Below are 26,325 nucleotides of genomic sequence, written 5' to 3' on the forward strand. Positions count from 1 at the left end.
CGGCGAAGAGCACCGCCGGGCAGACCGGGGGCCGTCGGCACCGGCTCAGGTGTGCAGCGCCAGGTAGGGCGCCATGGCCAGCAGGGAGACGACCAGGGCGTATTTCAGGCGTCTGGCCGGGATCCGGTGGGCGATGCGCCAGCCGATCAGGACGCCGGCCAGCTCCGGCACGCCCACCAGCGCGGCCAGCGGCCAGTTCACGTCGCCATGGATCACGTACGCGACCGTGCCGACGCTCGCGATGACGATGGACTGGGCCTGGGCCGCGGCCAGCGACGCGAGCACGGGCATCCCGCAGACGACGAGGAGGGGCACGCTCAGCATCGGGCCGCCGAGGCCGAACAGACCCGCCACGAGCGATACGACGACACCGATCGCGGCCGTGCGCCCCCACGGGATGCCGGGGGCCGTGAGCTCGTCCGGCAGGTCGCCGGCGCGCCGGTCGCGCACCCACACCAGCGCCCCGGTGACGGTGACCGCGAAGGCGAGCAGGAGCCCGAAGCCGCGTCCTTCGACCATGGTGTTGCACAGCACGCCCAGCGGGGTGCCGGCCAGTGCGGCGGCGGCGAGTACGGCGGCGCAGCGGCGGGTGCCCGGTGCCTTCAGCTGACCGGAGTGGGTGTAGGCGGTCGTGCCGAGGACGCCGGTGGCGACGTGCGTGACGATCGCGGTGCCGGCGACACCGGACGGTGGCAGGCCGGTGAGCAGGAAGAGGCCGATGGTCGGCAGCACGCCGCCCGGCCCGATGGCCGTGATCCCGATGCCGCCGAGCAGCCCGATCAGCGCCAGGAGGACGAGGTGGGCCGCGTCCGGTTGGGCCGTCATGCGGTCAGTTCCTCGGGAGTACGGCGCGCAGCGCGAACCGGTCGGCCCGTACGCGCAGGGACTCCACGTCGACCGGGCGCCCGTCGGGCAGCCGGGTGATCCGGTCGATCGCGAAGAGCGCCGCGCCGTCCGCCACGTCGAGCACGCGGGCGGTGTCCGGCTCGGCAGTGACCGCGTGCACGGTGACCTCGGCGCTTCCCAGACGGGCCCCGGTCACCTCCTCGATGAGCGCGAACAGGTCGCGTCCCGCGAGGTCGCGGTCGAGCAGTGGACGGCCGATGTCGGGTGCCAGCCACGTCGAGTCCAGGGAGAGCGGGGTGCCGTCGAGACGGCGCAGCCGTTCGATGTGGACGGCTGCCGAGCCCTCGGGGAGATCCAGCCGTGCGGCGATCGCCGGGGGCGGGTCCGGGACGACGCGCGCCTCGCGCACGTCGTTGGAGACGGTGCCGTACGGGGTGAGTTCCTCGGCGAGACCCGCGAGGCGGTCGAGGCCGTGCCGGTAGGTGTGTGCCGTGAGGAGGGTGCCGATGCCGCGCCGCCGGGTGACCAGGTTCTCGTCCCGCAGCAGGTTCAGCGCTTCGCGGACGACGTTGCGCGAGGTGCCGAGCGACCGGCTCAGTACGTACTCGTCGGGGAGTCTGCCGTCCGTGAACTCGCCGGCGACGACGCGCTGTCGCAGCGCGTCCGCGGCCCGCCGTGCCTGTGCTGCCCGGCCCGTGGCCATGTGCTGCCTCCCGGATGTGTCAAGGGTTGCAGACCGTACCCCCACTCATGTTTCGCCGGTGTTACGCCACCCCCTGTGACCTGGGGGAACGCCTGACCTGCGGTTCCGTCTCCGAGGCGGCGGCCAACGCCGGGTCGCCGCGGGCGGGGCGGTGCCCCAGGAGTGCCCGCGGCGACCCGGCACCGTGGCCGGGGGACGGTGTCAGGGCCGCACGGTGCAGAGTGCGAGCAGGCACAGGTTGAAGCCCTGGGTGTTGCTCGGCCCCGCGTCACGGCCGGGGGCGGACTCCCCCACCGAGCAGCGTGAGAGCAGGCAGAGGTTGCCGCCCTGGACGCCGCGGTAGGAACCGGTCGACGCGATACCGCCTCCGCGCGACTGGTCCGCCCGTATGGAGTGGCCGGCCGGGGCCGGCTGACCGGCGGCCGAGACCGCTCCGGCACCGGCCGCCGACGCCATCACCAGTGCCCCCGCGGCCGCCAGGGTGAGGAACGGGCGCGGGACACCTGCGGAAAACTTCATGGACGCTCCAGAGATCTCGTGATGTTCCGAGTGGTCGTTTTCGACATGGACACTTCGAAGCTGTCGGCCGCTCCGGCTTGGTCGCCGGCTCGAATCCATCGCTCCACCGGCTTTATGCACACGCGAAGCGCAAAGCCGAAGGCTCGCGACTGTGTCCCGCGTCACATCGCCAATCCGGGACATCTGTGACTCCGAACAACTGCTGTGACAGCCCATTCGGGGCGGCAGCGACTTTCGAAGGAGCACGGCACGGTGTCGGTGCGTCAGATTTCCGCTTCACAACCGCGACGCGTGAAGGCCCGTCAGCGCGGAGCGGGGGCGCGGCCATGAGGTAGCCGCCCGCCATGGAGCCGCCCGTGCGAACAGGGGCTCCCGTACCGAATCCGTCCTGAACCGGCGCAACGCCTTGAGCCGTTCCCCGGCCCTCAGGCCTTCCACAGAGGTGAGAACGCGTGACCGACGCCCCACACACCATGGCTCCCCAGGATGTTCTGCCGCTGACAGCCGCCCAGCGGGGCATCTGGTTCGCGCAGCGCATCGACGCGGACGACCCCGCGTACAACGTGGCGGAGTACGCGGACGTCCGGGGCCGGCTGGACCCTGCCGTGCTGCGGGCCGCCGTCAGCCGTGTGGTGAGCGGGAACGAAGCGCTTCGGGTGACGTTCGGTGAGCGTGACGGTGTCCCCTTTCAGCGGATCCACGGCGCCGACGGCACCGGCCGGCCCCCGCTCGACGTACCCCTGGTCGATCTCTCCGGTCACGCGGATCCCCATGGCGAGGCGTTGCGGCGCATGGAGGCAGCGCTGCGGCGGCCCGTGGACGTCACCAGCGGTCCGCTGGTGCGGATGACCCTCTACCGCCTGGCCGAGACGCGTCATCTCTTCCACCAGCAGGTCCATCACCTCGCGCTCGACGGGTACGGCGCCGCGCTGGCGCTCTCCCGGATCGCCGAGGCCTACACCGCTTCGCTCGACGCTGCCGGGGGCACGCCGCCGGCCGGCGCGGGCGGCACACTCGCGGCGCTCATCGACGAGGAGGACGCCTACCGCGCGTCCGGACAGCACGCCGAGGACAGCGCGTTCTGGTCGCGGTACCTGGCGGGCGCCCCCACTCCGGCCGGGGCCGGCCGGACCCGGCCCGTGTCCGGCCGAGGTTCGCTGCGGGTACGCGAGGAGCTGTCGCCCGCGCGGGCGGACCGGCTGCGGGCCGCGGCCCGGGAGTCGGGGGTGGGATGGCCGACGTTCTTCATGACCGCACTGGCCGTCTACCTGCACCGGAGCCAGGGCGTCGGTGAGGTCGTGCTGGGGCTGCCGGTCACCGCGAGGCGGACCCCGCTCGCCCGTGCCACACCGGGCATGCTCAGCTCCATCCTGCCGATGCGGCTGGCACTCGCCCCGTCGGACCGGGTGGCCGATGTGGCCAGGCGCGCCTCCGCCGAGGCCCGAAAGGTTCTGCGGCATCAGCGCTACGCCGCGCAGGAGTTGCGGCAGGACCGGGGTCTCGCGGGCACGGACGTGCCGTTGAGCGGCCCTTCGGTCAACATCCTGGCCTTCGACGACAGCCTCCGCTTCGGCCCGCACCCGGCCACCCTGCACAACCTGTCCATCGGTCCGGTGGACGACCTGGCCGTCGCCGTGCACGCCTCCTACGCCGACGGCGGCCTCCACATCGACCTGCACGGCAACCCCGAGCGCCACACCGCGCAGGAGCTCGCGGGACATCACCGGCGGCTGTGCCGGCTGATCGAGGACTTCGCCGACGAGCCGTCCCGCACCGTCGGATCGCTGAACTTCCTCAGCGACGCCGAACGCCGGCTCGTCCCGGGGCTCGGCGCACCGCACACCCCCGCAGCGGGCGGCACCCCGCCCGTCCCCCTGCCCGAGCAGCTCTCCCGGCAGGCCAGGATCTCCCCGGACCGCACCGCGGTCGTGTCCGGGTCCACCCGGCTGACCTTCGCGGAGCTGGACAGCCGAGTCGACGCGCTCGCCGGAGTGCTCGCCGCCGCCGGGGCCCGCCCCGGGGTCCGGATAGCCGTCGGCCTGCCCCGCACCACGGAACTCGTCGTGGCGATGCTGGCGGTGATGCGGGCGGGGGCCGCCTATCTGCCGCTCGACCCGTCCTACCCGGCGGACCGGCTGGCCTTCATGATCGAGGACTCGGCCCCGGCCGCGCTGGTCGCGACCACCGAGTCGGCGCACCTGATCGATCCCGCACGCTCGCTTCCGCTCGTGGACCCGGACCTCGTCCAGCAGGAACCCGACGTGAGCGCGCCGGTCAGCCCCGGCCCCCGGGACGCCGCCTACGTCATCTACACCTCGGGTTCCACCGGCAGGCCCAAGGGCGTCGTCGTCGAGCACCGCTCACTCGGCAACCTCCTCGAACACCACCGGCGGGAGTCCCACGCCCTGGCGGAGCGGGCGTACGGCCGCGGGCTCCGTGTCGCTCTCACCGCGCCGGCCTCCTTCGACGCGTCCTTGGACCCGGTCCTGTGGATGGCCGCCGGACACGAGCTGCACATCGTCGGCGACGCCGTCCGGCGTGACCCCGAGGCGCTCGTGGAGCACCTCGTCCGGGAGCGGATCGACGTCATCGAGACGACACCCGCCTACCTGCGCCAGCTGCTCACCGCCGGGCTGCTCGCGACCCCCGGGCACCGGCCGCGCGTCATCGCCCTCGGCGGCGAGCCCGTCGACGACGCCCTGTGGAAGCGGCTCTCCGCCCTGGACGACCTCCTCGTCTTCAACTTCTACGGACCGACCGAGGCCACCGTGGACGCCGTGACCGCCCGGCTCGCGGGCCCGGCCCCCGTCATCGGACGGCCGGTCGCCGGTGTCCGGGCGTACGTGCTCGACCCGTCGCTGCACCCGGTGCCGCGCGGCGGATCCGGTGAGCTGTACCTCTCGGGCGAGGGCGTGGCCCGTGGATACTCCGGACGTCCCGGGCTCACCGCGGAGCGCTTCATGCCGGACCCGTTCGGAGCGCCCGGGGGCCGCATGTACCGCACCGGGGACCTCGCCCGGTGGGACGACGACGGAATGCTGGAGTTCCTGGGCCGCGGCGACCGTCAGATCAAGATCCGCGGCCACCGTGTGGAGACCGGCGAGATCGAGTCCGTCCTGCGGGAGGTGCCGGGGGTCACGGCCGCGGCGGTCACCGCCGCCCCGGACCAGGACGGTGCCGAACGCCTCGCGGCCTTCGTGGTGCCCGCCGACGCCACGGCCGGTCTCGATCTCGCAGCCGTGCGGGACGCCCTCGTCGAGGCCCTTCCCGACCACATGGTGCCGTCCGCGTACGCGACGGTGGAGCGGCTGCCCCTCACACCGAACGGAAAGCTGGACGCCGGGCTGCTGCCGCCCGCCCACCCCGTGGCCACCCGGGGCGGGGCACCGCGCACACCCGACGAGGAGCGGATGTGCGCCGTGTTCGCGGGGTGCCTGGAACTGCCGCGGGTGGGCCGGGACGACAGCTTCTTCCTGCTGGGCGGCCACTCGCTGATGGCGACGCGTCTGGTGGGCCGGATCCGGGCCGAGTTCGGCGTCGAACTGCCGATCCGGTCCCTGTTCGAGTCGCCGACGCCGGCCGGGCTCGTCGCGCTGCTGGCCACCGCCCCGCCCGCCCGGCCCGCCGTGACCGCGGTCCTGCCCCGCCCGGAGCGGCTGCCCGCCTCGTCCGGACAGCAGCGCCTGTGGGTGACGGAGGCCATGTCGGACGCCGGAACCGCCTACCACGTACCCCTCGCCCTGCGCCTGTCCGGGCCGTTGGACCGGGACGTCCTGGCGATGGCGCTCGGTGACGTCGTCGCCCGGCACGAGAGCCTGCGGACGGTCTTCGCCGAGGACGCGGAGGGCGTGCGGCAGCACGTGCTGACCGCCGCCGCCGCCGGGTCGCCCCTGGTGGTCGAGGAGGCCGGCGACGCCCTGACCGTACGGCCCGACCCCGCGCCCTTCGCGCTGGACCGGGAGCTCCCACTGCGGGCGCAGCTCTTCCCGACCGGAGCGGACGAGCACGTCCTGGTGCTCGTGCTCCACCACATCGCCGCCGACGGCTGGTCGATGGGGCCCCTGCTGCGCGACCTCTCCACCGCGTACGCGGCCCGCGCGTCGGGCACCGCGCCCGGGTGGGAGCCGATGCCGGTGCAGTACGCCGACTACACGTTGTGGCAGCGGTCGCTGCTCGGTGACCCCGGACAGCCGGACAGTGTCGCGAGTCGGCAGCTGGCGCACTGGGCGGCGGCCCTTGACGGGCTCGCCGAGGAGAGCGGGTTCCCCACGGACCGCGCCCGGCCCGCCCGTTCGTCGGGCCGCGGCGGGCGGGTGCCGGTCGTGGTCGACGCGGCCGCACACCGGGCGCTCGCGGAACTGGCCGCCGACAGCGGGGCCAGCGCCTTCATGGTGCTGCACGCGGCGCTCGCGGCCCTGATGACCAGGCTGGGCGCCGGGAACGACATCGCCGTCGGCACACCTGTCGCCGGCCGCACCGACGAGAGCCTCACCGAACTGATCGGGTTCTTCGTCAACACACTGGTCCTCAGAACCGACACGTCGGGGGCCCCCGCCTTCCGGGAACTCCTGGCACGGGTCAAGCGGTCCGACCTCGCGGCCTACGCACACCAGGACCTGCCGTTCGAACGTGTCGTGGAGGCGCTGGCACCGCAGCGGTCCGCCTCCCGCCACCCCCTCTTCCAGGTCATGCTCAGCCTCAACAACACGCCGCTGCCCCGCCCCGTGCTGCCCGGTCTCGCGGTCAGCCACGAGACCTCCGTACGGGGCACCGGCGCGAAGTTCGACCTCACCTGGGACCTGGCCGAGCGGTACGACAGCGCGGGCGCGCCCGCCGGTATCGAGGGTGAGCTGGAGTTCGCCCGGGATCTCTTCGACCGGGCCACGGCAGAGCGGTTCGCCGAACACTTCTCCCGGCTCCTCACCGCGTTGCTGGCCCATCCCGACCGGCCTGCCGACGACGCCGGTTTCCTCACGCCCGGTCAGCGCGACGCGGCACTGGACGAGTTGCCGCGCGCCTCCCGCGCCAGGCCGGCCGCCGGTTCGCCGGGCTCCGGCGACGGCTCCGACTGGACGGTGCTGGACGTCCTCACCACACGCGCCGCCCTGCAGCCCGGCCGCACCGCAGTCGTCGCGCCCGACGGGCGGCTCACCTTCGGCGAACTGCTGGCCGGCACCGAGCGGCTTGCGCGGCACATCCGCGCGGCGGGCGTCGAACGGGGCGACCGGGTGGCCGTGGCCCTGCCGCGCACCTCCGGTCACATCGTGGCGCTGCTGGCCGTGTTGCGCGCCGGCGCCGCCTACGTACCGCTGGACCTCGCCCAGCCGCCGGCCCGCAACGCGTCGATCCTCGACACCGCGGCACCCCGGCTGTTGCTGACCGTGTCCGGCACGCAGGACATCCCGGACGGGAGGGTGCCCCGTCTGTTCCTGGACGGGCAGAGCCGGCCGGACACGCACGCCGAGGACGCCCTGCCGCCCCTGCCGCGTGCCGGGGACGTGGCCTACGTACTGCACACCTCGGGATCCACCGGCCTGCCCAAGGGGGTCACGGTGGAACACGGCGCCCTTGCCAACCTGTACGCGGGACACCGCGAGCGGCTCATGGAGCCCGTGGAGGCCTCAGCGGACGGCCGCCCCCTGCGGGTCGCCCTGACAGCCGCCCTCACCTTCGACGCCTCCTGGGACCCACTGCTCTGGATGATCGCCGGCCACGAACTCCACCTGGTGGACGACACCGTCCGGCGCGATCCCGAGTCCCTCGCCGCGCTGGTGCACGACCGCGCGATCGACGTCGTCGAAACCACCCCGTCCTTCCTCGAACAGCTCGCGCTGAACGGTCTGTTCGCTCCCGGCCGGCGCCGTCCCCGAGTGGTGGCGCTGGGTGGTGAGGCGCTGGGCGAGCAGCTCTGGGAACAACTGGCCGCGATGCGCGATGTCATCGTGTGGAATCTCTACGGGCCGACGGAGACCACGGTCGACAGCGTGATGGGACGGGTCACCTTCGGCACGTCCGCGCACCTGGGCAGCTCGGTCGCCGGTTCCCGGGCTCGGGTGCTGGACGCACGGCTGAGGCCGGTCGCTCCGGGGGTGACGGGTGAGCTCTATATCTCCGGTGCCGGACTGGCCCGCGGCTACGAGAACCTCCCCGCCGCCACCGCCTCCCGCTTCCTCCCCGACCCGTACGGGGTCCCCGGCGCCCGCATGTACCGCACGGGTGACCTCGTGCGGCGACGGGAGGGGCGGCTCGTCTACGTGGGCCGGGCCGACGGCCAGGTCAAGGTGCGCGGCTTCAGGGTCGAGACCGGCGAGGTCGAGAGCGTCCTGCGCGGCCACCCCGACGTGGCGCAGTGCGCGGTCGCCGTCCGCGCCGGCACGGACGGTGCCGGACAGCTCGTCTGCTGGGTCGTACCCCGTGACGGCCGCGGGCTCCCGGCGGGTGAGCTGCGTTCCTTCGTGGCGGAGCGGCTGCCCGCGTACATGGTGCCTGCCGTCGTGCTCTCCGTCGCCTCGATGCCCTTGACCGCGCACGGCAAGGTGGATTTCCGGGCCCTTCCGCAGGACGGGGGTTCCTCCTCCGGCCCGGGGGCAAAGCCGTCGGCGGCGGAACCGCCCCGCTCACCGCGCGAGGAGATACTCTGCGCGCTGTTCGCCGAGTGCCTGGGGCACGAACACGTGGGCAGGGGCGAGGACTTCTTCGACCTGGGCGGGCACTCGCTGCTGGCCACCCGTCTCATCGGCCGCGTCCGGGGCGCCTTCGGGGTGGAGCTGCCGGTGCGCACCCTCTTCGAGTCCTCGACTCCCGCGGCGCTCGCCGGCCGGCTGGACGGAGCGGAGAGCGCACGGCCTGCGTTGCGTCCGGCCGTCCGCCCCGACCGCCCCCCACTCTCCCCGGCGCAGCAACGGCTCTGGTTCCTGCACCAGTTGGACCCCAATGGCGCGTCCTACCACATCGCGTTCGCGGTGGAACTGGAAGGCGCCGTGGACCGTACGGCGCTGCGTCGGGCCATCACGGATCTGGTCGACCGGCACGAGAGCCTGCGGACCCTGATCGGGGTGAGCGACGGCGAGCCGTTCCAGTCCGTGCTGCCGCCCGCGGACGCCGGCCCCGCGCTGCCCGTCACGGAGACGGCGGAGGCGGACCTCCCGGGTGCGCTGCGGGAGGCGGCCGGCCGGCCGTTCGACCTGGCGCACGAACTCCCCCTGCGCGCCCGACTCTTCAGTACCTCGGAGGAACGGCACACCCTGCTCGTCGTCGTGCACCACATCGCGGCCGACGGGTGGTCGATGGGACCGCTGGCCCGGGACCTGGCTGAGGCCTACGCGGCGCGGACGGCAGGCCGGTCACCGGACTGGGCCCCGTTGCCGGTGCAGTACACGGACTACACCCTCTGGCAGCGGGATCTGCTGGGAGACCCCGGCGTGCCCGGCTCGGCCCTCGCCACGCAACTCGCCTACTGGAAGGCGGCGATGGCGGGTGCACCGGAGGAGACGCCGTTGCCCGCCGATCGTCCTCGGCCCACCGTGCCGAGCGGCCGGGGCGGGTCGGTCGCCTTCCGTGTCCCGCCGGCGACGACGGCGGCGCTCGCACGCCTGGCCGGGGCGTCGGCCACGAGCACCTTCATGGTGCTGCACGCCGCACTGGCCGCGGTTCTGCACAGGGCCGGTTCGGGCGACGACATCACCATCGGTACACCGGTGGCGGGGCGGACCGACGAGGCGCTGGAGCCACTGGTCGGCTTCTTCGTGAACACACTGGCGCTGCGGGCCGACGTGAGCGCCGATCCCACCTTCGGTGAACTGCTGGCCCGGGTGCGGGAGACCGATCTCGCCGCCTACGCCCACCAGGACCTCCCGTTCGAACGACTCGTGGAGGAGGTGCGCCCGGCCCGCTCGCTCAGCCGCCATCCGCTCTTCCAGGTGATGCTGACCCTCAACAACACCAGGCCGCCCCGTGCCGAGCTGCCCGGTCTGCGTACGAGGATCCACGAGGTCGACACCTCCGCGGCCAAGTTCGACCTCTCCTTCGGCTTCACCGAACGTCCGGGCACCGGCGATGACGGTGCGTTCCTCGACGGCACGCTGGAATTCGGCCGGGACCTCTTCGACACCGCCACCGCCGAACGGATCGTGGAGTGGTTCCTCGCGCTGACGGCCCAGGCCGTCGGTTCGCCGGACACCCCGGTGAGCGAACTGCCGTTGCTGGCTCCGGCCGAGCAGTCCCGGCTGCTCGCGCTCGGGGACGGCGGACCCGGCAGTGGGGCGGCCACCGTCCTGGACCGGTTCGCCGAGACCGTCGCCGCGCACGGCGACGCCGTGGCGGTGGCGGCTCCGGACGGAGAGGCGACGTTCAACCAGCTCGACGCGGGCTCCGACCGCATCGCCGCCCTGCTGCACGCCGAGGGCGTCCGGGCCGGTGCGTGCGTGGGGGTGCTGCTGCCCCGGTCCCTCGACTCCGTCGCCGCACTTCTCGGTGTGCTCAAGGCGGGCGCGCTCTACGCGCCGCTCGACGCGAGCCTCCCGGCGGGGCGGATCGAGGCGGTCCTGGACGACGCCCGGCCGGTACTGGTCCTCGCTGCCGAAGCCACCGCCCACCGGGTGCCGGCCGGGTGGCGTCCGCTGGTACTGGGCGCCGGTCCGCACGGGACGGCGCACGCTTCCCCTCCCCCGGCCCGTCCGGCTCCCGGGGACGCCGCGTACCTGATCCACACCTCGGGCTCCACCGGCCGCCCCAAGGGCGTGCGCGTGGGCCACGGCTCGCTGGGCCGTCTGCTGGACCACCACCGTTCCCAGGTATTCGCCCCCGCCGTGCGGGCCCGTGGCGGCCGGCGGCTGCGGGTCGCCCTGACCGCCGCGCTCTCCTTCGACGCGTCCTTCGACCCCGTGCTGTGGATGATCGACGGCCATGAACTCCATCTCCTGGACGACGGCACCCGACGCGACTCCGAGACACTGGTGGACGTCGTACGCGGCCGGGGCCTCGACGTGCTGGAGTCCACCCCCACCCATGTCGGCCAGTTGCTGGAGGCGGGGCTGCTCGCCCCGGACGCGGCACACCGTCCGACGGCCCTGGTCCTGGGCGGCGAGGCGGTACCGGCCGCCCTGTGGACAGCACTGCGGGCGATCCCCGATGTCCAGAGCTGGAACTTCTACGGTCCTACGGAGGCCACCGTCGACACCCTGGTCGCCCGGATCGCCGACACCGTCCGCCCGGTGCTCGGCGGGCCCGTCACCGGCACCCGGGTCGCGCTGCTCGACGGCAGGATGCGCCCGGTGCCGCAGGGGGTGACCGGGGACCTGTACCTCTCGGGCGAGAGCCTCGCCCACGGCTACCACGGCCGCCCGGCCGAGACCGCCCGCAGTTTCGTACCCGACCCCTACGGGCCGGCCGGCGCCCGGATGTACCGCACGGGCGACCGCGCTCTGCGCGCGTCCGACGGCTCCCTGCTCTTCGCGGGCCGGGCCGACGGCCAGATCAAGGTGCGCGGCTTCCGGGTCGAGCCGGACGAGGTCGCGGCCGTGCTGAGTGCCCACCCCGACGTCGTGCGGGCCGCGGTGGTCGCGCACGAGGACGATGCGGCGGGCACTTCGCTGTCCGCCCATGTAGTCCTGTCCGGAGCACCGGACATCGACGGCGCCCGCCCTGCCTCCGGGCGTCTGGTGGCGCTCAGGGAGTACGCGCTGCGGCAGCTGCCCGGCTACATGGTCCCGACCGGCTGGCAGTCCCTGGAGCGTCTCCCGCTCACCCGGAACGGGAAGCTGGACCGCGCCGCCCTGTCCCGCCCGGCTCCCCTCGTAGCGGCGGACGCCGCCGGGCGCAGCCCGCGCAATCCGGCCGAGGACGTGCTGTGCACCCTGTTCGCCGAGGTGCTCGGTGCCGAACGCGTCCTGATCGACGACGACTTCTTCGCACTGGGCGGGCACTCCCTGCTCGCCGCACGGCTGATCGGCCGTGTCCGGTCGGCCCTCGGCGTCGAACTCACCATCCGCAGCCTCTTCGAGGCACCGACGGTCGCCGGGCTCGCCGAACGGCTCCTCGACGGGAAGACGGACAACCCGCTGGCCACGCTTCTCCCGCTGCGCACGGCGGGCAGCCGGCCCCCGCTCTTCTGCATCCATCCGGCCGGCGGGCTCGCCTGGTCCTACGGCGGACTGCTGCCCCACCTGGACCCCGGTCAGCCGGTGTACGGACTGCAGACGCCGAACCTCGACGGCAGCCGGCCGTTCCCCACCAGCATCGAGTCGATGGCCGCCGTGTACGTCCGTGAGCTCCGGGCCGTCCAGCCGGACGGGCCGTACCACCTGATGGGCTGGTCCTTCGGCGGCAACGTGGTGCAGGAGGTGGCGGTCCAGCTCCAGGAGGCCGGCGAACAGGTGGCTCTGCTGGCCATCCTGGACGCGTTCCCGCTCGCCCCGCTGGACGACCTCGACGACGCGGACCGGGACACCGTGTTCCGGGCCCTGCTGACCAACATGGGGGTGGGCGACGAGGCCCTGGGCCGGGACGGCGCGGTCGAGGCGAGCGCGGTCCGCGACGAGTTCCGTCGCAGCGGAAGCCCCCTCGGTTCGCTGGAGCCCGCCACCATCGACGCGATGGTGGACAACTTCGCGGGCCAGGCCCGGCTGATGCGGACGTACACACCCCGCCGCTTCGAAGGCCCGGCACTCTTCTTCACCGCGACCGAGGGCCGCCCCGCCGACACCTTCGGCCTCGGACTCTGGGCCCCGTACATCACGGGCCCCATCGACAACCACGACGTCGCGTGCGCGCACGCCCAGATGATGCAGCCCACCGCACGCGCGCAGATCGGCACCACCCTGGCCGCCGCACTGAGCGACGCCCACGACACCTCTCAGGGAGAGAACCGATGACCAACCCCTTCGACGACCCGCAGACCCAGCACCGTGTCCTGGTCAACGACGAGGACCAGCACGCCCTGTGGCCCTCGTTCGCCGAGATCCCGGCGGGCTGGCAGGCCGTGTACGGGCCCGCCGGACATACCGCGTGCCTGGAGTACGTCGAGGTGCACTGGACGGATCTGACCCCGCGGAGCGCACGCGTCGCCGTGGCCTGACGCACCCGTTCACTCCGACCGCACGACGAGAGGCAATGATGACGGAGCGGCGGAACCAGCCGGCGATACGTGCCGAGGGGCTCACCAGGAGGTTCGGCGACAGGACCGCCCTGGCCGGGGTGGATCTGGAGGCGGCGCCGGGCACCGTACTCGGTGTCCTGGGGCCCAACGGCGCGGGCAAGACGACCGCCGTACGCATCCTGAGCACGCTGCTCCGTCCGGACAGCGGGGAGGCCTGGGTGGCCGGGCACGACGTACGCAGGGATCCCGAGAGCGTCCGCCGGAACCTGGGCCTCTCCGGCCAGTACGCGGCGGTCGACGAGAAGCTGACGGGCCGGGAGAACCTCTGTCTCGTCGCCCGGCTCTACGGGATGGGCCGGCACGCCGCCCGGCGCAGGGCGGGGCAGCTGCTGGAGAGCTTCCATCTCCAGGACGCCGCCGACCGGCCGAGCGGCACCTATTCGGGCGGCATGCGCCGACGGCTGGATCTGGCCGGCGCTCTCGTCGCCCGTCCGGTCGTCGTCGTACTGGACGAGCCGACCACCGGGCTGGACCCGCGGGGCCGGGCCGACACCTGGCGCTGCATCCGGGAGCTGGTCGCCGGCGGCACCACGGTGCTGCTGACCACGCAGTACCTGGAGGAGGCGGACCAGCTCGCGGACACCATCGTCGTCATCGAGCACGGCCGGGTCATCGCCCGCGGCTCCGCCCTCCAACTGAAGGGGCTGGTGGGGGGTGAGCGGCTGTCGCTGACCGTGCCCGATCCCCTGCTGCGGACGACGGCCGCACAGATCCTGGACGCGCTGGGGCGGCACACACCGACGCTGGACGCGCGGACGGGCCGGCTCACGGTCACCACCGATCACGGCGCCCTCACCCTGGAGGACGCGCTCGGCCGGCTCCGGCTGTCGGCGGTGGGAGTGAGCGAGGTGGAACTCGCCCCGCCCACCCTGGACGACGTTTTCATGGCCCTGACAGGACAGTCGGAAACCGGACCGTCGGATCCCGGACCATCGGACTCCGGACCGTCGGACCCCAGGCGCGAGTGGGCCGCCGCGCCGGCCGGCGCACCGGGCGCGGCCACCGGTGTGGAGGGTCCCCGATGAACACGCTCCGACGGCCGGCGCGCGACGCCTGCCTCATCGCCGGACGCAATCTCCTCAACCTGCGCCGCACCCCGGGCTCCGTGATCGCCGCCCTGGTGCAGCCGGTGATGTTCGTGCTGCTCCTGGCGTACGTCTTCGGCGGGAGCCTCGGAGGCGCCGGATACCGCACCTTCCTGATGGGAGGGATCTTCGCCCAGTCGGTCACCTTCAACGCGGCGTTCACCGCCCTGGGACTCGCCAACGACATGGACAAGGGCATGGTGGACCGATTCCGCGCCCTGCCCATGCCCCGGATCGCCGTGCTGCTCGGCCGCACCCTGTCCGATCTGGTCATGAGCGCGGTGACCGTGTCCGTGACCTCGCTGTGCGGTCTCCTGGTGGGCTGGCGCATCGCCGCTTCCGCGGCCGACGCCGTCCTCGCCTACCTGCTGGTCCTGCTCTTCGCGTTCGCCATGTCATGGGTCGGGGCCACCATCGGACTGATGGCCCGGAGCGTGGAGGTCGCCCAGAGCGCCGGACTGATCTGGCTCTTCCCCGTGACCTTCGTTTCGTCAGCGTTCGTTTCGACCCACACGATGCCCGGACCACTGCGCACCGTCGCCGAGTGGAACCCGGTATCGGCGACGGCGACCGCCGTGCGGAAGCTCTTCGGCAATCCACCGCCCGCGGGCATGCCGGTGAGCGAGGCGTGGCCGGTGGTCCACGCGCTGCCGTACGCACTGCTCTGCGCGGGCCTGGTCATCGCGTTCTTCATGGCTCTCGCCCTCTCCCGCTTCCGCCGGATCACGCTCGGCTGACGTGTGGGAGCCGGCTCACGACGGGCGGTAAGCCGCGGCTGCTCGCCGACTCGTTGGGGTGGATCCCGGCATGTCGCCTGGCTCCTGGGCACCGCCGAGAAAAGGATCAGGACGTGCGGCGGGCCCGCCGAGGGCTGCCGCCCACAACAACGCCGGGCGAGGGACCGAGGAGCGGACAGATGTCGCAGCAGGAAAGCATCGCGGCCCGGACCGGGCTCGGGGAAGTGGCGGGCTCCGGCGGTCCCGATCTCCCGACGGACCCGGTCGCACCCGGCCCGCCCTCCCCGCTGAACAGCGGCTCCGCCTACGACGAACACGTCGAGCGCTGGGGCACCAGCTATGAACTGGGCCTGCTGAAGCAGCTCGGGCTGGCCTGACCGGCGCGGCCGGCCCCGATCGTCCGCGCCCGGCGCGGACGGCGGTCCGGGGCGCGTGGAAGGGGCGGGGCAATGACCCGTTCCAACTCCGCACGCCCTGCCGGTGAGTGCGGTCCGCGGCGATGATGAGCGGGACGGCGAGTGATCCGAGCTGTTCCGCACATCAGCCCTCCGGGCCGGCGGACATGCGTGGAAGGAACCCACATTGTTGCTTCTCATCTCCCCGGACAGCGTCGAGGAAGCCCTCGACTGTGCGAAGGCGGCGGAACACCTCGACATCGTCGACGTGAAGAAGCCCGACGAGGGGTCGCTCGGCGCGAACTTCCCATGGGTCATCAAGGCGATCCGCGAGGCGGTTCCGGCGGACAAGCCGGTGTCCGCCACGGTGGGAGACGTGCCCTACAAGCCCGGCACGGTGGCTCAGGCGGCACTCGGCGCGGCGGTGTCCGGGGCCACGTACATCAAGGTCGGCCTCTACGGCTGCGCCACGCCGGAGCAGGGCGTCGAGGTGATGCGAGGGGTCGTCCGAGCCGTGAAGGACTACAGACCGGACGCGTTCGTCGTCGCCTCGGGGTACGCCGACGCCCACCGGATCGGCTGCGTCAACCCGCTGGCCCTGCCCGACATCGCACTGCGCTCCGGAGCGGACGCGGCCATGCTCGACACCGCGATCAAGGACGGGACACGGCTCTTCGACCATGTTCCGCCCGATGTCTGCGCGGAGTTCGTCCGGCTGGCCCACGAGGCCGATCTGCTCGCCGCCCTCGCGGGCAGCGTCAAGGTGGGGGACCTCGCCGCGCTGACCCGTATCGGCACGGACATCGTGGGGGTGCGGGGGGCCGTCTGCCAGGGGGGCGACCGCACCACCGGAAGGATCGTGCCGCAACTGGTGGCCGCGTTCCGGGCCGAGATGGACCGGCATGCCCGGGAGTACGCGGCTGCCGCCACCGCGGGCTGACCGCCGGCATGCCGACACGTCAACCCCGTCGCGCCCCTGTCCCGCGCGTCGGGCACCTCGACCGCTTCCCCGTCGTCGATCCGGCGACGGGCGAGGCCTTCGACGAGGCACCGGACCAGCGGCCGGAGGAGTTGGACTCCGTGGTCGGCCGGGCACACGCGGCCTGGCCGAACTGGCGGTCCGACCCCGCCGCCCGTGCCACCGCGCTGCTCGCGGCGGCCGATGCCGTGGAGGCGGCCGGCGCCGAACTCGCTCCGCTGCTCACCCGTGAACAGGGAAAGCCGCTGGCCGAGTCGTACGCGGAGATCGCCCGTACGGCGGCCCGGCTGCGCTACTTCGCCGATTCGGCCCCCGTGCCCCAGCCGATCACCGATGACCGGCCGGTGCGCAGCGAGATCCGCTGGCGGCCGCTCGGGCCGGTCGCCGCCATCGTCCCGTGGAATTTTCCGCTTCAGCTCGCGTCGGCGAAGTTCGCGCCCGCACTCGCCGCGGGCAACACGGTGGTGCTCAAGCCCTCCCCGTTCACTCCTCTCGCCACCCGGCTGCTGGTCTCCGTGGTCTCCGCGGCCCTTCCCGAGGACGTGCTGACGGTCGTCACCGGTCACGAACCGCTCGGCGCCCGCCTCGCGGCCCATCCGGGGATCCGCCATGTGACCTTCACCGGTTCGGTCCCCACCGGGCGGGCCGTCGCGGCGGGTGCGGCGGCCTCGCTGGCCCGGGTCACGCTGGAGCTGGGCGGCAACGACGCCGCCGTACTGCTGGAGGACGTGGATGTGGAGCGGATCGCCGACCGGCTGTTCTGGGCGGCCTTCCGCAACTGCGGTCAGGTCTGCATGGCGGTCAAGCGCGTCTACGCCCCTGCCCGGCTCCACTCCTCCGTGGTCGAGGCCCTCGCCCAGCGCGCGAAGGCCGCGGTTGTCGGAGCCGGGCTCGATCCGGACACGCAGCTGGGACCGGTCAACAACGCCCCCCAGCTGGCCCGGGTCGAGCGCCGCACGGCCCAGGCCCTGACGGACGGCGCCCGGGCGGCGTCCGGTGGACACCGTCTGGACCGGCCGGGCTACTTCTTCGCTCCGACGATCCTGACCGGTGTCCCGCCCGGCAGCCCGGTGGTGACGGAGGAGCAGTTCGGTCCTGTGCTGCCGGTACTGCCGTACGGGAGCCTCGACGAGGCCGTCGAGGCGGCCAACAGCACCGGTTTCGGCCTCGGCGGCTCGGTGTGGGGGGCCGACCTCGACCGGGCCGAGGCAGTGGCCGACCGGCTGGAGTGCGGGACGGCGTGGATCAACCACCACGCCGAGCTGTCCCTCGCCCAGCCCTTCGCGGGCACCAAGGACAGCGGTGTCGGCGTGGCCGGTGGGCCGTGGGGGCTCTACGGGAATCTCAGGCCGTTCGTCGTGCACCGTCCGGAGGAGGTGTGACGAGGAGGTTCGGCGCAGCGGTACTGCGCTCGTACGGGAGCCCGTTCACCGTCGAGGACGTCCTGCTCGACGCGGGGCCGGCCGTGGGCGAGATCCTGGTCAGGGTCGCTGGGTGCGGGATGTGCCGGACCGATCTGGCGGTCCGGCGGTCCGGCGGCCGGTCACCACTGCCGGCGGTGCTCGGCCATGAGGGTGCGGGGGTCGTGGTGGAGACGGGCGGCCCGGACACCGGTCTGGTCGTCGGTGACCATGTCGTGCTCAGCTTCGACTCCTGCGGACACTGCCGGTTCTGCCTGAACGCGGCCCCCGCCTACTGTGAGTCGTTCGCCTCGCTCAACCTCTTCGGAGGACGGGCGGAGAACGCGGCCCGGTTCAGGGACGCGGCCGGGGGCGGGCTGGCCCCGCGGTGGTTCGGCCAGTCCTCGTTCGCCGAGTACGCGATGGTCCCGGCCCGCAATGCCGTCCGGGTCGACCCAGCGCTCCCGGTCGAACTGCTGGGACCGCTCGGCTGCGGCTTCCTCACCGGCGCCGGAGCGGTCCTCAACTCCTTCGCCGTCTCCCCCGGCGACACCGTCGCGGTCTTCGGAGCCGGGGCGGTGGGCCTGGCCGCGGTGATGGCGGCCACCGCCGCCGGAGCGGTGACGGTGGCCGTCGACCGGCACCCCCAACGGCTGGCTCTCGCTGAACGCTTCGGCGCGATTCCGCTGCACGTCGATGCGGCCGGCCTGCCCGGCCGCATCGAGCGGCTGACCGACGGAGGCGCTCAGTACGCGCTCGACACCACGGCCTCCGGCCCGTTGATCAACGACGCGCTGCGCGCCCTGCGTCCGACCGGCCGTCTCGGGCTGGTGGCGCGGCTCCACACCCCGCTGTCGCTCGAACCTGGCACGCTGGACCGGGGGCGGCGGATCTCGCACATCTGCGAGGGGGACGCGGTGCCGGGGGTGCTGATCCCACGGCTGACCGGGCTGTGGCAGGCCGGGCGGTTCCCCTTCGACCAGCTGATCCGTACGTACCCCCTCGCCGCCATCAACGAGGCCGAACGCGACTGCGAAGCGGGCCTCGTGGTCAAACCCGTCCTGATCCCGTAGCGGGCACCCCCTGGCGCTTGGGCTTGTTCGCGAACGCCCAGCGGTTGCCCGCAAGTGCGTCGTTCTGCTCGGGCAGCGGGCCGCGTCCGTGCTGATGAGTGAAGTCGAAGGGGGTGTGAACCGCGGTGGACCAGCCCTTGCCTGCCAGGTTTCCTGCCGAGTCGGGTCGCGGCTCCCGGTTGAAGAGGTTCAGCAGGTCGATGCCGATCTGCTGTGTCGTCGCGGTGTAGAGCGGGCTGTCGCGGTACTCCAGCAGGTCCTTGTCGAGCTTGACCTCGAAGGCCAGGGCGCTCCCTTCCGCACTCAGCCGGTCCACGGTGTCGATGAGGTACGTCTCGGCGGCGCTGGGCAGGTAGAACAGCAGCCCCTCGGCGAGCCAGACCGTCGGGGCTGCCGGGTCGAAGCCTGCCCCGAGCAGCGCTCCGACCCAGTCGGCACGCAGATCGACCGGGACCGGTACACGTGCGGCCTTCGGGGTCGCCGAGAGCGAACCGAGCACCTCGTGCTTGAACGCCAGCACGCCTTCCCGGTCGATCTCGTAGATCACGCAGCCGGGTGGCCAGTCGAGCCGGTACGCCCGGGAGTCCAACCCGGCCCCGAGCAGGACCACTTGGCGAGCGTCCGAGTGCACCGACCGGAGGAGGAAGTCGTCGAGGACCCTCGTCCGCAGACCGAAGTAGCGGGCGAACCGACCCCACAGCGGGTTCGCGTCCCCGTCCGGCACCTGTTGAATGCGGACCGGCCAGCCGGTGCATGGCGGGGCGGCGAGCACGAAGTGCTCCGCGTAGACGTCCTCGGCGAGGGCGTCGTGACGGTGGGTCTCGATCGCCCGCGCCGCCGCGACCAGGAGGGCGGTGAGGCCGACACCCCCCTCGACGCCTTCCACGCCGGTGTTCCGATGCGCCGTACCGACCACATGTCCCCCTTGGTTGCGATTGAAGACCACAAAGAGCACAGAATGCGGAACGGGCCCTTCTCTTTCCGATGAGAAGGGCCCGCATTTCAGGCCGCCGGAGTACCCACCAGATGGTCACCCGCGATTCCGGCTTTGTCCGGGCTGTAGTAGTCCTTGATTCCCTCGACCCAGGTCTCGACCTTGATCAGATCGGCATCCGTGGGTTCGAAGGCGTCGAAGAGAGCCTCGATGTTGGGGCGTCCGAACCCGATCGCGGTCATCAGCGCCGCGAAGAGCGGGCGCTCGATGAGCCCGTCGCCGTCCGGGTCACCGAGCGCGGCGAGCGATTCCGCGAACTCGCTGATCGTCGCGTCGAAGCGCTCGGGGGTGAGTACGCAGACGGCGTACTCGTCGAAAGTGATCACGCCGTCTCCGTCGGCGTCCAGCTCGGCCTCCAGGGTCGACCAGTACCGCCGGAACGCGGCCGCCATCGCACTCTTTGCCGTGTCGTCCGAATCCACTGCCGCCTCGACGACCCGGCCGGCCATGATCTCGAAGTCCTCGGAGTCGAGAACCCCGTTCCCGTTGGCATCGAGGAGGGTGAAAACGAGCTTGACCCGGTTGGTTGCCTCTACGCGCACAGACCCGCCACCTTTCTTTTGGCCATGCCTCGCAGGCCGGCACAAAAGGAATTGAGGAATGATCGGTCATCGCATGCACGGCCCGCTCCGAATCCGGGATCCGCGGCCGCCTCTTCACTATCCGGCCGACGAACGCCCCGTTGCGAAAAAGTCAGCAGGATTCACCTGAACGGGTGCATTTCACCCAGAGGGGGTGTGATTGTGCGCCATCACCCCTTCGAGGCACCGGCGTTGAGTCGCCCCGTGGAGAGATCGTACGGATTCCCTACGCGGGGGTAGGCCCCCGCCACCCTCTTGCTATACCTTCCGTCTAACAGCTTGCTAGACGCGACGTCTAACAAGCGGGAGCGGCGCCTGGCGGCGTCGGGTCGATCTCTCTTGATTCAAGGAGCCGCAGCATGGCAAGCAGCACTGTTCGGCCGGAGGACCAGGACCGGCTCGCCGAGCAGGACGTCGCCCGACGTCTGCTCGACTCGGCCGCGAAGCTCTCGTACGACCCGGCCACCGAGGTGGACTGGGACACCCCCCTGGACACGGACCACCACGGCGCGAGCCCCGAGTGGAGCACTCTCTACGGGACCGCGTACTGGCAGGAGTTGACCGAGGACCAGCGCAAGGCGCTGACGCGCCAGGAAGCCGCCTCCGTCGCCAGTACGGGCATCTGGTTCGAGATGATCCTGCAGCAGATGGTGCTGCGCGACATGTACGCGAAGGACCCGACCGATCAGCGGTTCCAGTGGGCGCTGACCGAGGTCGCCGACGAGTGCCGGCACTCGATCATGTTCGCCCGCGGCGCGGCCAAGCTCGGCGCCCCGGCCTACCGTCCGCGCCGCCCGGTGGTCGAACTGGGCAGGGCCTTCAAGACACTTGCCTTCGGCGAGGCCGCGTACGCCGCGATCCTCGTCGCGGAGGAGGTGCTCGACGTGATGCAGCGCGACTGGATGCGGGACGAGCGGGTCGCGCCGTTCGTCCGCACCATCAACAACATCCACGTGGTGGAGGAGTCACGGCACATGAAGTTCGCCCGTGACGAGACCCGCAGGCGGCTGCGCGGCGCGGGTCCGGTGCGCCGGCACATCAACTCGCTCGTGGTCGCCATCGCCTCGTACTACATCGTCACCAGCATGGTGAACCGGGACGTCTACGCCAACGCCGGACTGGACAGCGAGCGGGCCCGCACCGAGGCCAGGAGCAACGAGCACCACAAGTCACTGATGCGCTCTAGCTGTTCGGGTCTGATGGAGTTCCTCGCCTCGGCCCGGCTGCTGACCAAACCGGCTCTGTTCTTCTACAAGCGCGCCTCCCTGATCTGACCGAGCCCGACCGACCCGAGCTGACGAGATGACCTACGCCATCACCCAGACCTGCTGCAGCGACGCCACCTGCGTCGCCGTGTGCCCCGTCAACTGCATCCATCCGACACCCGACGAACGGGCCTTCGGCAGCACGGAGATGCTCTACGTCGACCCGGCGACCTGCATCGACTGCGGCGCCTGCGCGGACGCCTGCCCGGTCGACGCCGTCTTCCCCGTGGACAGCCTCTTCGGGGCGCAGAAGGAGTACGCCGGGATCAACGCCGCCTACTTCGAGGACCGGGAGCCGGAGCCTGCCGCCGGACCGAACTTCCACGCCTGGGGCGAGCCCTCGTTCCCGCGCAGCCTGCCGTCCGACTTCGCACCGATCCGGGTGGCGGTCGTCGGTACGGGACCGGCCGGGATGTACGCCGCCGAGGACCTGCTGCTGCACACCAACGCCGAGGTGACGCTGGTCGACCGGCTGCCGGTGGCCGGTGGCCTCGTCCGGTACGGTGTCGCGCCCGACCACCCCGCGACGAGGAAGGCCGGCGAGACGTTCGCGCGCTTCCACACGCACCCCCGGGTGCGGATGCATCTGGGTGTCGAGGTGGGCCGGGACGTCACCGCCGAGGAGCTCGCCGCCCATCACGACGCGGTGATCTACGCGGTCGGGGCGTCCACCGACCGGCGCCTCGGCGTCCCGGGCGAGGATCTCGCGGCCAGCGTCTCGGCCACTTCGTTCGTGTCCTGGTACAACGCCCACCCCGAAACCCCGCCCGATGCGGTGGATCTGACGGCGGATCGGGTGGTCGTCGCCGGCAACGGCAACGTCGCCCTGGACGTCGCCCGCATCCTGGTCTCGGATCCGGCGGCCCTGGCGGGGACGGACATCGCCGACCACGCGCTGGCGGCCCTGCGGGACTCGAAGGTGCGCGAGGTCGTTCTGCTGGGACGGCGCGGCCCGGAACACGTGGCCTGCACGGCGTCCGAGCTGCTCGCCCTGAAACACCTGCCGGGCGTGGACCTGGTCGTCGACGACCACGACCCGAGGACCGGTGCGACGATCGACGGCGCGGCGCCGGGAGAGAAGGCCGCGCTGCTACGGGGAACGCGACGGGAGACGGTCGACTGGTCCCTTCCCCCTGCGGCGGGGCGACGCATCGTCTTCCGCTTCCACTGCGCGCCGGTGGAGATACTCGGCCGGGACCGCGTCGAATCCGTGCGGGTGACGGCCGCCGAGGGCGAGCAGGAGATACCGGCGGGTCTGTTCCTGCGGGCGATCGGCTACCGCGGGCTGCCGGTGCCGGGGCTGCCGTTCGACGAGACGACCGGCACCGTCCCGCACGAGGGCGGCCGGGTGACGGGCCTGCCGGGGACGTATGTCGTGGGCTGGATCAAGCGTGGCCCCTCGGGCGGCATCGGGACCAACCGCACCTGCGCCGCCGAGACCGTAGGCACCCTCCTGGGCGACGCCGTGGCGGGCGTACTGCCCTCCCCCGCATCCCCCGCCAAGGCGTTCCACCGGCTGGTCCGGAGCCGCGGCGCGAACGTCGTCGACGCGAGGGGTCTGGCGGCCATCGACCGCGCCGAGCTGGCGAACGGCCGCCGGCAGGGCCGCCCGAGGGTCAGGCTCGCCACGGTTCCCGCGCTGGTCGCTGCGGCGAAGGGCGGACGCTGGAGGTAGCCGGGCCGGGCCGGCCCCGTGGGCCCGTCGCGGCGGCGGGTCCCGTCAGCACAGGAGCGGACCCCGGGAGGCCCACGCCGGGGTCCGCTCCTGTTCGGCCGGCCGCGCCCGATCCCGCGGATCCCACCGATCAGAAATGCTCAGGCTCCGGGGCCTGTGCCTTGGCTCGCTTGCCCACGACGAATGCGGCCGCCGCCGCGCTGCCCGCGAAGGCCAGTGCCACCGTCCAGGGCTGGTTGAACGCATGGCAGGTGGCGTGGTCGACGGAGTAGCGGCCGGGGCCGATCAGTCCGATCGCGGCAGCGGTGAAGCCGAGGAAGGCCGGGTACTCGTAGCCGCCGCCCTGGGCGAAGAACCCGGCGGGCGCGTGGACGGCCACGGCTCCCGCCATCGCACCGGCGGCCGCCGCCCCGGCCGCGGGGGTGGCCAGACCCAGGGCCAGCAGCACACCGCCTCCCGCCTCGCCCGTTCCGGCCGCGACCGCACTGTGCTTCGGCGGCCGGAAGCCCATGGCCTCCATCGCCGCGGTGGTGCCCTCGATGCCTCCGCCACCGAACCAGCCGGCCAGTTTCTGGCTGCCGTGCGCCGCCAGTACCGCGCCGGTGCCGACGCGCAGGATAAGCAGGCCGAGATCACGACGGTTCACGCTGCCCATGAGGGTCTCCGGGTGGTTTCGGGGTCCCGCCGCGGACAGCGGGGCCTCGGATGCGGTTCGGAACCACTCTCCGTGTCGCCGCGCCCCGACGGGTCACGTTGTTACGCCGTCCGGGCACGGCAGGGGGCGGCGTGAGCCGTGACACAGTGCGACGTACGCCATTGTGCAACTTGTTGCACAATGGCGTCCCGGTGGTCTAGAACTGGATGGCCGACACTGCGCGAGGAGCCGCCGCATGAGCCCGTACCCGCATCTGCTGAGCCCGCTCGACCTCGGGTTCACCACTCTCCCGAACCGGGTCCTGATGGGATCGATGCACATCGGTCTCGAAGAGGTCGAGCACGGCTTCGAGCGCATGGCCGCGTTCTACGCCGCCCGTGCACGCGGCGGCGTGGGGTTGATGGTCACGGGTGGCATCGCGCCCAACGACCACGGCTGCACGTTTCCCGGTGGCGCCAAGATGACCACCGAGGCGGAGGCCGCCGAACACGCACGGGTGACCGCGGCCGTGCACGAGGCGGGCGGCCGGATCGCCATGCAGATCCTGCACTTCGGGCGCTACGCCCACCACCCCGGCCTGGTGGCACCGAGCGCGATCAAGGCGCCGATCAGCGCGTTCACCCCGCACGCGCTCACCGACGACGAGGTCGAGTCGACCATCGAGGACTTCGTCACTGCGGCCGCGCTGGCCCGGCGCGCGGGGTACGACGGCGTCGAGATCATGGGCTCCGAGGGCTACCTGATCAATGAGTTCATCGCCGCGGAGACCAATCACCGCGAGGACCGCTGGGGCGGCTCGTACGAGAACCGCATCCGCTTCCCCGTCGAGATCGTGCGCCGGGTCCGTGAGCGGGTCGGCAGCGACTTCATCCTGATCTACCGCCTGTCGATGCTGGACCTGGTGCCCGGCGGGTCGTCGCTGGAGGAGGTCGTACGGCTCGCGCGGGAGATCGAGGCGGCCGGGGCGACGATCATCAACACCGGCATCGGCTGGCACGAGGCGCGTATCCCGACCATCGCGACATCGGTGCCGCGGGGAGCCTTCACCTGGGTCACCGAGAGGGTGCGCGGCGCCGTCTCCGTACCGCTGGTGACGAGCAACCGGATCAACACCCCCGAGGTCGCCGAGGAGGTCCTGGCGGCGGGCCGCGCGGACATGGTGTCGATGGCCCGGCCGTTCCTCGCCGACCCGGACTTCGTCGTGAAGGCGAGCGAGGGCCGCGCTGACGCGATCAACACCTGCATCGGCTGCAACCAGGCCTGCCTGGACCACATCTTCAGCGGCCAGGTCACCTCCTGCCTGGTCAACCCGCGGGCCTGTCACGAGACGGAACTCGTGCTGTCGCCGACGCGGACCCGCAAGCGTGTCGCGGTGGTCGGCGCCGGACCCGCCGGGCTCGCCTGCGCCGTGACGGCGTCCGAGCGCGGCCACGAGGTGACGCTCTTCGACGCGGCCGAGGAAATCGGCGGGCAGCTCGACGTGGCCCGCCGGGTGCCGGGCAAGGAGGAGTTCAACGAGACGCTGCGCTACTTCCGCACCCGGCTGGCGGAGGAGAAGGTCGAGCTCCGGCTCGGTGCCCTGGCCACCGCCGCCGGACTCGACGGCTTCGACGAGATCGTCCTCGCAACCGGAGTCACCCCCCGCACCCCCGCGATCCCGGGCGTCGACCACCCGAGCGTGGTCAGTTACCTCGACGTCCTGCGCCACGGGGCACCGGTGGGCGACCGGGTCGCTCTCGTCGGGGCGGGCGGCATCGGTTTCGACGTGGCCGAGTTCCTGACCGACGGCGGGGAAGCGGCGAGCCTGGACCCGGAGGCGTTCTTCCGGCAGTGGGGCGTCGACACCGAGTACCGGGAGCGGGGAGGGCTGGGAGCCGCCGAGCGCACGAAGTCCACGCGCACGGTCCATCTGCTCCAGCGCAAGGCGAGCAAGGTCGGCGCGGGACTCGGCAAGACCACGGGGTGGATCCACCGCACCGAGCTCCGGCACCGCGGCGTCACCATGCTGGCGGGCGTGGGGTACGACCGGATCGACGACGACGGGCTGCACGTCACGGTCGAGGGCGAGCAGCATCTGCTGCCGGTCGACACGGTGGTGCTTTGTGCGGGCCAGGAGCCCCGGCGGGACCTGTACGAGGAACTGCTCGCCGCGGGCCGGCCGGCGCATCTGATCGGCGGCGCGGACGTCGCGGCCGAGCTGGACGCCAAGCGGGCGATCCGCCAGGGCACGGAACTCGCCGCCTCGCTCTGACCGGGCGCGCCC

17 protein-coding genes are annotated in these 26,325 nt (G+C 72.5%); 11 read left to right on the forward strand and 6 right to left on the reverse strand.

All coding sequences use genetic code 11. From position 1 onward, the window contains the following. Positions 1–45: 45 nt before the first annotated feature. From ACFVJX_RS17525 to ACFVJX_RS17535, 3 genes are all read right to left on the reverse strand, one after another. Positions 46–825: a sulfite exporter TauE/SafE family protein gene (locus ACFVJX_RS17525; RefSeq protein ID WP_384122562.1), complete on the reverse strand. Its 780-nt coding sequence runs from the start codon at positions 823–825 to the stop codon at positions 46–48. A 4-nt stretch (positions 826–829) separates the two neighbouring features. Further along, positions 830–1,549 carry a GntR family transcriptional regulator gene (locus ACFVJX_RS17530; protein WP_384122564.1) on the reverse strand — a complete coding sequence of 240 codons (720 nt, stop codon included), beginning with the start codon at positions 1,547–1,549 and terminating at the stop codon, positions 830–832. A gap of 201 nt (positions 1,550–1,750) precedes the next feature. Beyond that, positions 1,751–2,068, reverse strand: coding sequence for a hypothetical protein (locus ACFVJX_RS17535; protein WP_384122566.1), 318 nt, complete (start codon positions 2,066–2,068; stop codon positions 1,751–1,753). Positions 2,069–2,520: 452 nt separating this feature from the next. Between ACFVJX_RS17535 and ACFVJX_RS17540 the strand changes: the two genes are divergently transcribed. From ACFVJX_RS17540 to ACFVJX_RS17575, 8 genes are all read left to right on the forward strand, one after another. Further along, complete coding sequence (locus tag ACFVJX_RS17540) at positions 2,521–12,939, forward strand: amino acid adenylation domain-containing protein (protein ID WP_384122568.1); 10,419 nt, start codon at positions 2,521–2,523, stop codon at positions 12,937–12,939. Further along, positions 12,936–13,142, forward strand: a complete 207-nt coding sequence (locus tag ACFVJX_RS17545) for an MbtH family protein (RefSeq protein WP_384122570.1) — start codon at positions 12,936–12,938, stop codon at positions 13,140–13,142. The genes ACFVJX_RS17540 and ACFVJX_RS17545 overlap by 4 nt, the downstream gene beginning before the upstream one ends. A gap of 38 nt (positions 13,143–13,180) precedes the next feature. Continuing rightward, positions 13,181–14,248, forward strand: a complete 1,068-nt coding sequence (locus ACFVJX_RS17550; protein ID WP_384122572.1) for an ATP-binding cassette domain-containing protein — start codon at positions 13,181–13,183, stop codon at positions 14,246–14,248. Then, complete coding sequence (locus ACFVJX_RS17555) at positions 14,245–15,045, forward strand: ABC transporter permease (protein ID WP_384122574.1); 801 nt, start codon at positions 14,245–14,247, stop codon at positions 15,043–15,045. Before ACFVJX_RS17550 ends, ACFVJX_RS17555 begins: the two co-directional genes overlap by 4 nt. A gap of 179 nt (positions 15,046–15,224) precedes the next feature. Next, a complete protein-coding gene (locus tag ACFVJX_RS17560; protein WP_384122576.1) occupies positions 15,225–15,422 on the forward strand; it encodes a hypothetical protein in 198 nt (65 codons plus the stop codon). A 205-nt stretch (positions 15,423–15,627) separates the two neighbouring features. Then, entirely contained in the window at positions 15,628–16,380 is a 753-nt protein-coding gene (locus tag ACFVJX_RS17565) for a (5-formylfuran-3-yl)methyl phosphate synthase (protein ID WP_384122578.1), read from the forward strand. An 8-nt stretch (positions 16,381–16,388) separates the two neighbouring features. Next, on the forward strand, positions 16,389–17,801 hold the full coding sequence (locus ACFVJX_RS17570; RefSeq protein WP_384122580.1) for an aldehyde dehydrogenase family protein: 1,413 nt from the start codon (positions 16,389–16,391) through the stop codon (positions 17,799–17,801). Beyond that, positions 17,798–18,892: an NAD(P)-dependent alcohol dehydrogenase gene (locus ACFVJX_RS17575; RefSeq protein ID WP_384122581.1), complete on the forward strand. Its 1,095-nt coding sequence runs from the start codon at positions 17,798–17,800 to the stop codon at positions 18,890–18,892. Before ACFVJX_RS17570 ends, ACFVJX_RS17575 begins: the two co-directional genes overlap by 4 nt. Here ACFVJX_RS17575 and ACFVJX_RS17580 read toward each other — a convergent pair. Both ACFVJX_RS17580 and ACFVJX_RS17585 read right to left on the reverse strand, forming a co-directional pair. Then, positions 18,870–19,808 carry a class I SAM-dependent methyltransferase gene (locus tag ACFVJX_RS17580; protein WP_384122583.1) on the reverse strand — a complete coding sequence of 313 codons (939 nt, stop codon included), beginning with the start codon at positions 19,806–19,808 and terminating at the stop codon, positions 18,870–18,872. The genes ACFVJX_RS17575 and ACFVJX_RS17580 overlap by 23 nt on opposite strands. An 86-nt stretch (positions 19,809–19,894) precedes the next feature. Then, positions 19,895–20,428 carry an EF-hand domain-containing protein gene (locus ACFVJX_RS17585; protein ID WP_384122585.1) on the reverse strand — a complete coding sequence of 178 codons (534 nt, stop codon included), beginning with the start codon at positions 20,426–20,428 and terminating at the stop codon, positions 19,895–19,897. 398 nt (positions 20,429–20,826) lie between these two features. Between ACFVJX_RS17585 and ACFVJX_RS17590 the strand changes: the two genes are divergently transcribed. Together ACFVJX_RS17590 and ACFVJX_RS17595 are read left to right on the forward strand one after the other, a co-directional pair. Then, on the forward strand, positions 20,827–21,741 hold the full coding sequence (locus ACFVJX_RS17590; RefSeq protein ID WP_384122587.1) for a diiron oxygenase: 915 nt from the start codon (positions 20,827–20,829) through the stop codon (positions 21,739–21,741). A gap of 28 nt (positions 21,742–21,769) precedes the next feature. Then, entirely contained in the window at positions 21,770–23,407 is a 1,638-nt protein-coding gene (locus tag ACFVJX_RS17595; RefSeq protein WP_384122589.1) for an FAD-dependent oxidoreductase, read from the forward strand. A 130-nt stretch (positions 23,408–23,537) separates the two neighbouring features. Here the strand turns inward: ACFVJX_RS17595 and ACFVJX_RS17600 are convergent, their stop codons facing one another. Then, positions 23,538–24,062 (reverse strand): DoxX family protein, encoded by a 525-nt coding sequence (locus ACFVJX_RS17600; RefSeq protein ID WP_384122591.1) that lies wholly within the window; start codon positions 24,060–24,062, stop codon positions 23,538–23,540. Between the two features lie 235 nt (positions 24,063–24,297). Between ACFVJX_RS17600 and ACFVJX_RS17605 the strand changes: the two genes are divergently transcribed. Continuing rightward, positions 24,298–26,313 (forward strand): FAD-dependent oxidoreductase, encoded by a 2,016-nt coding sequence (locus tag ACFVJX_RS17605; RefSeq protein WP_384122593.1) that lies wholly within the window; start codon positions 24,298–24,300, stop codon positions 26,311–26,313. Positions 26,314–26,325 lie beyond the last annotated feature (12 nt).

Origin of the sequence: Streptomyces sp. NPDC127177 (assembly GCF_042672475.1) — a bacterium.
Taxonomy (GTDB): Bacteria; Actinomycetota; Actinomycetes; order Streptomycetales; family Streptomycetaceae; genus Streptomyces.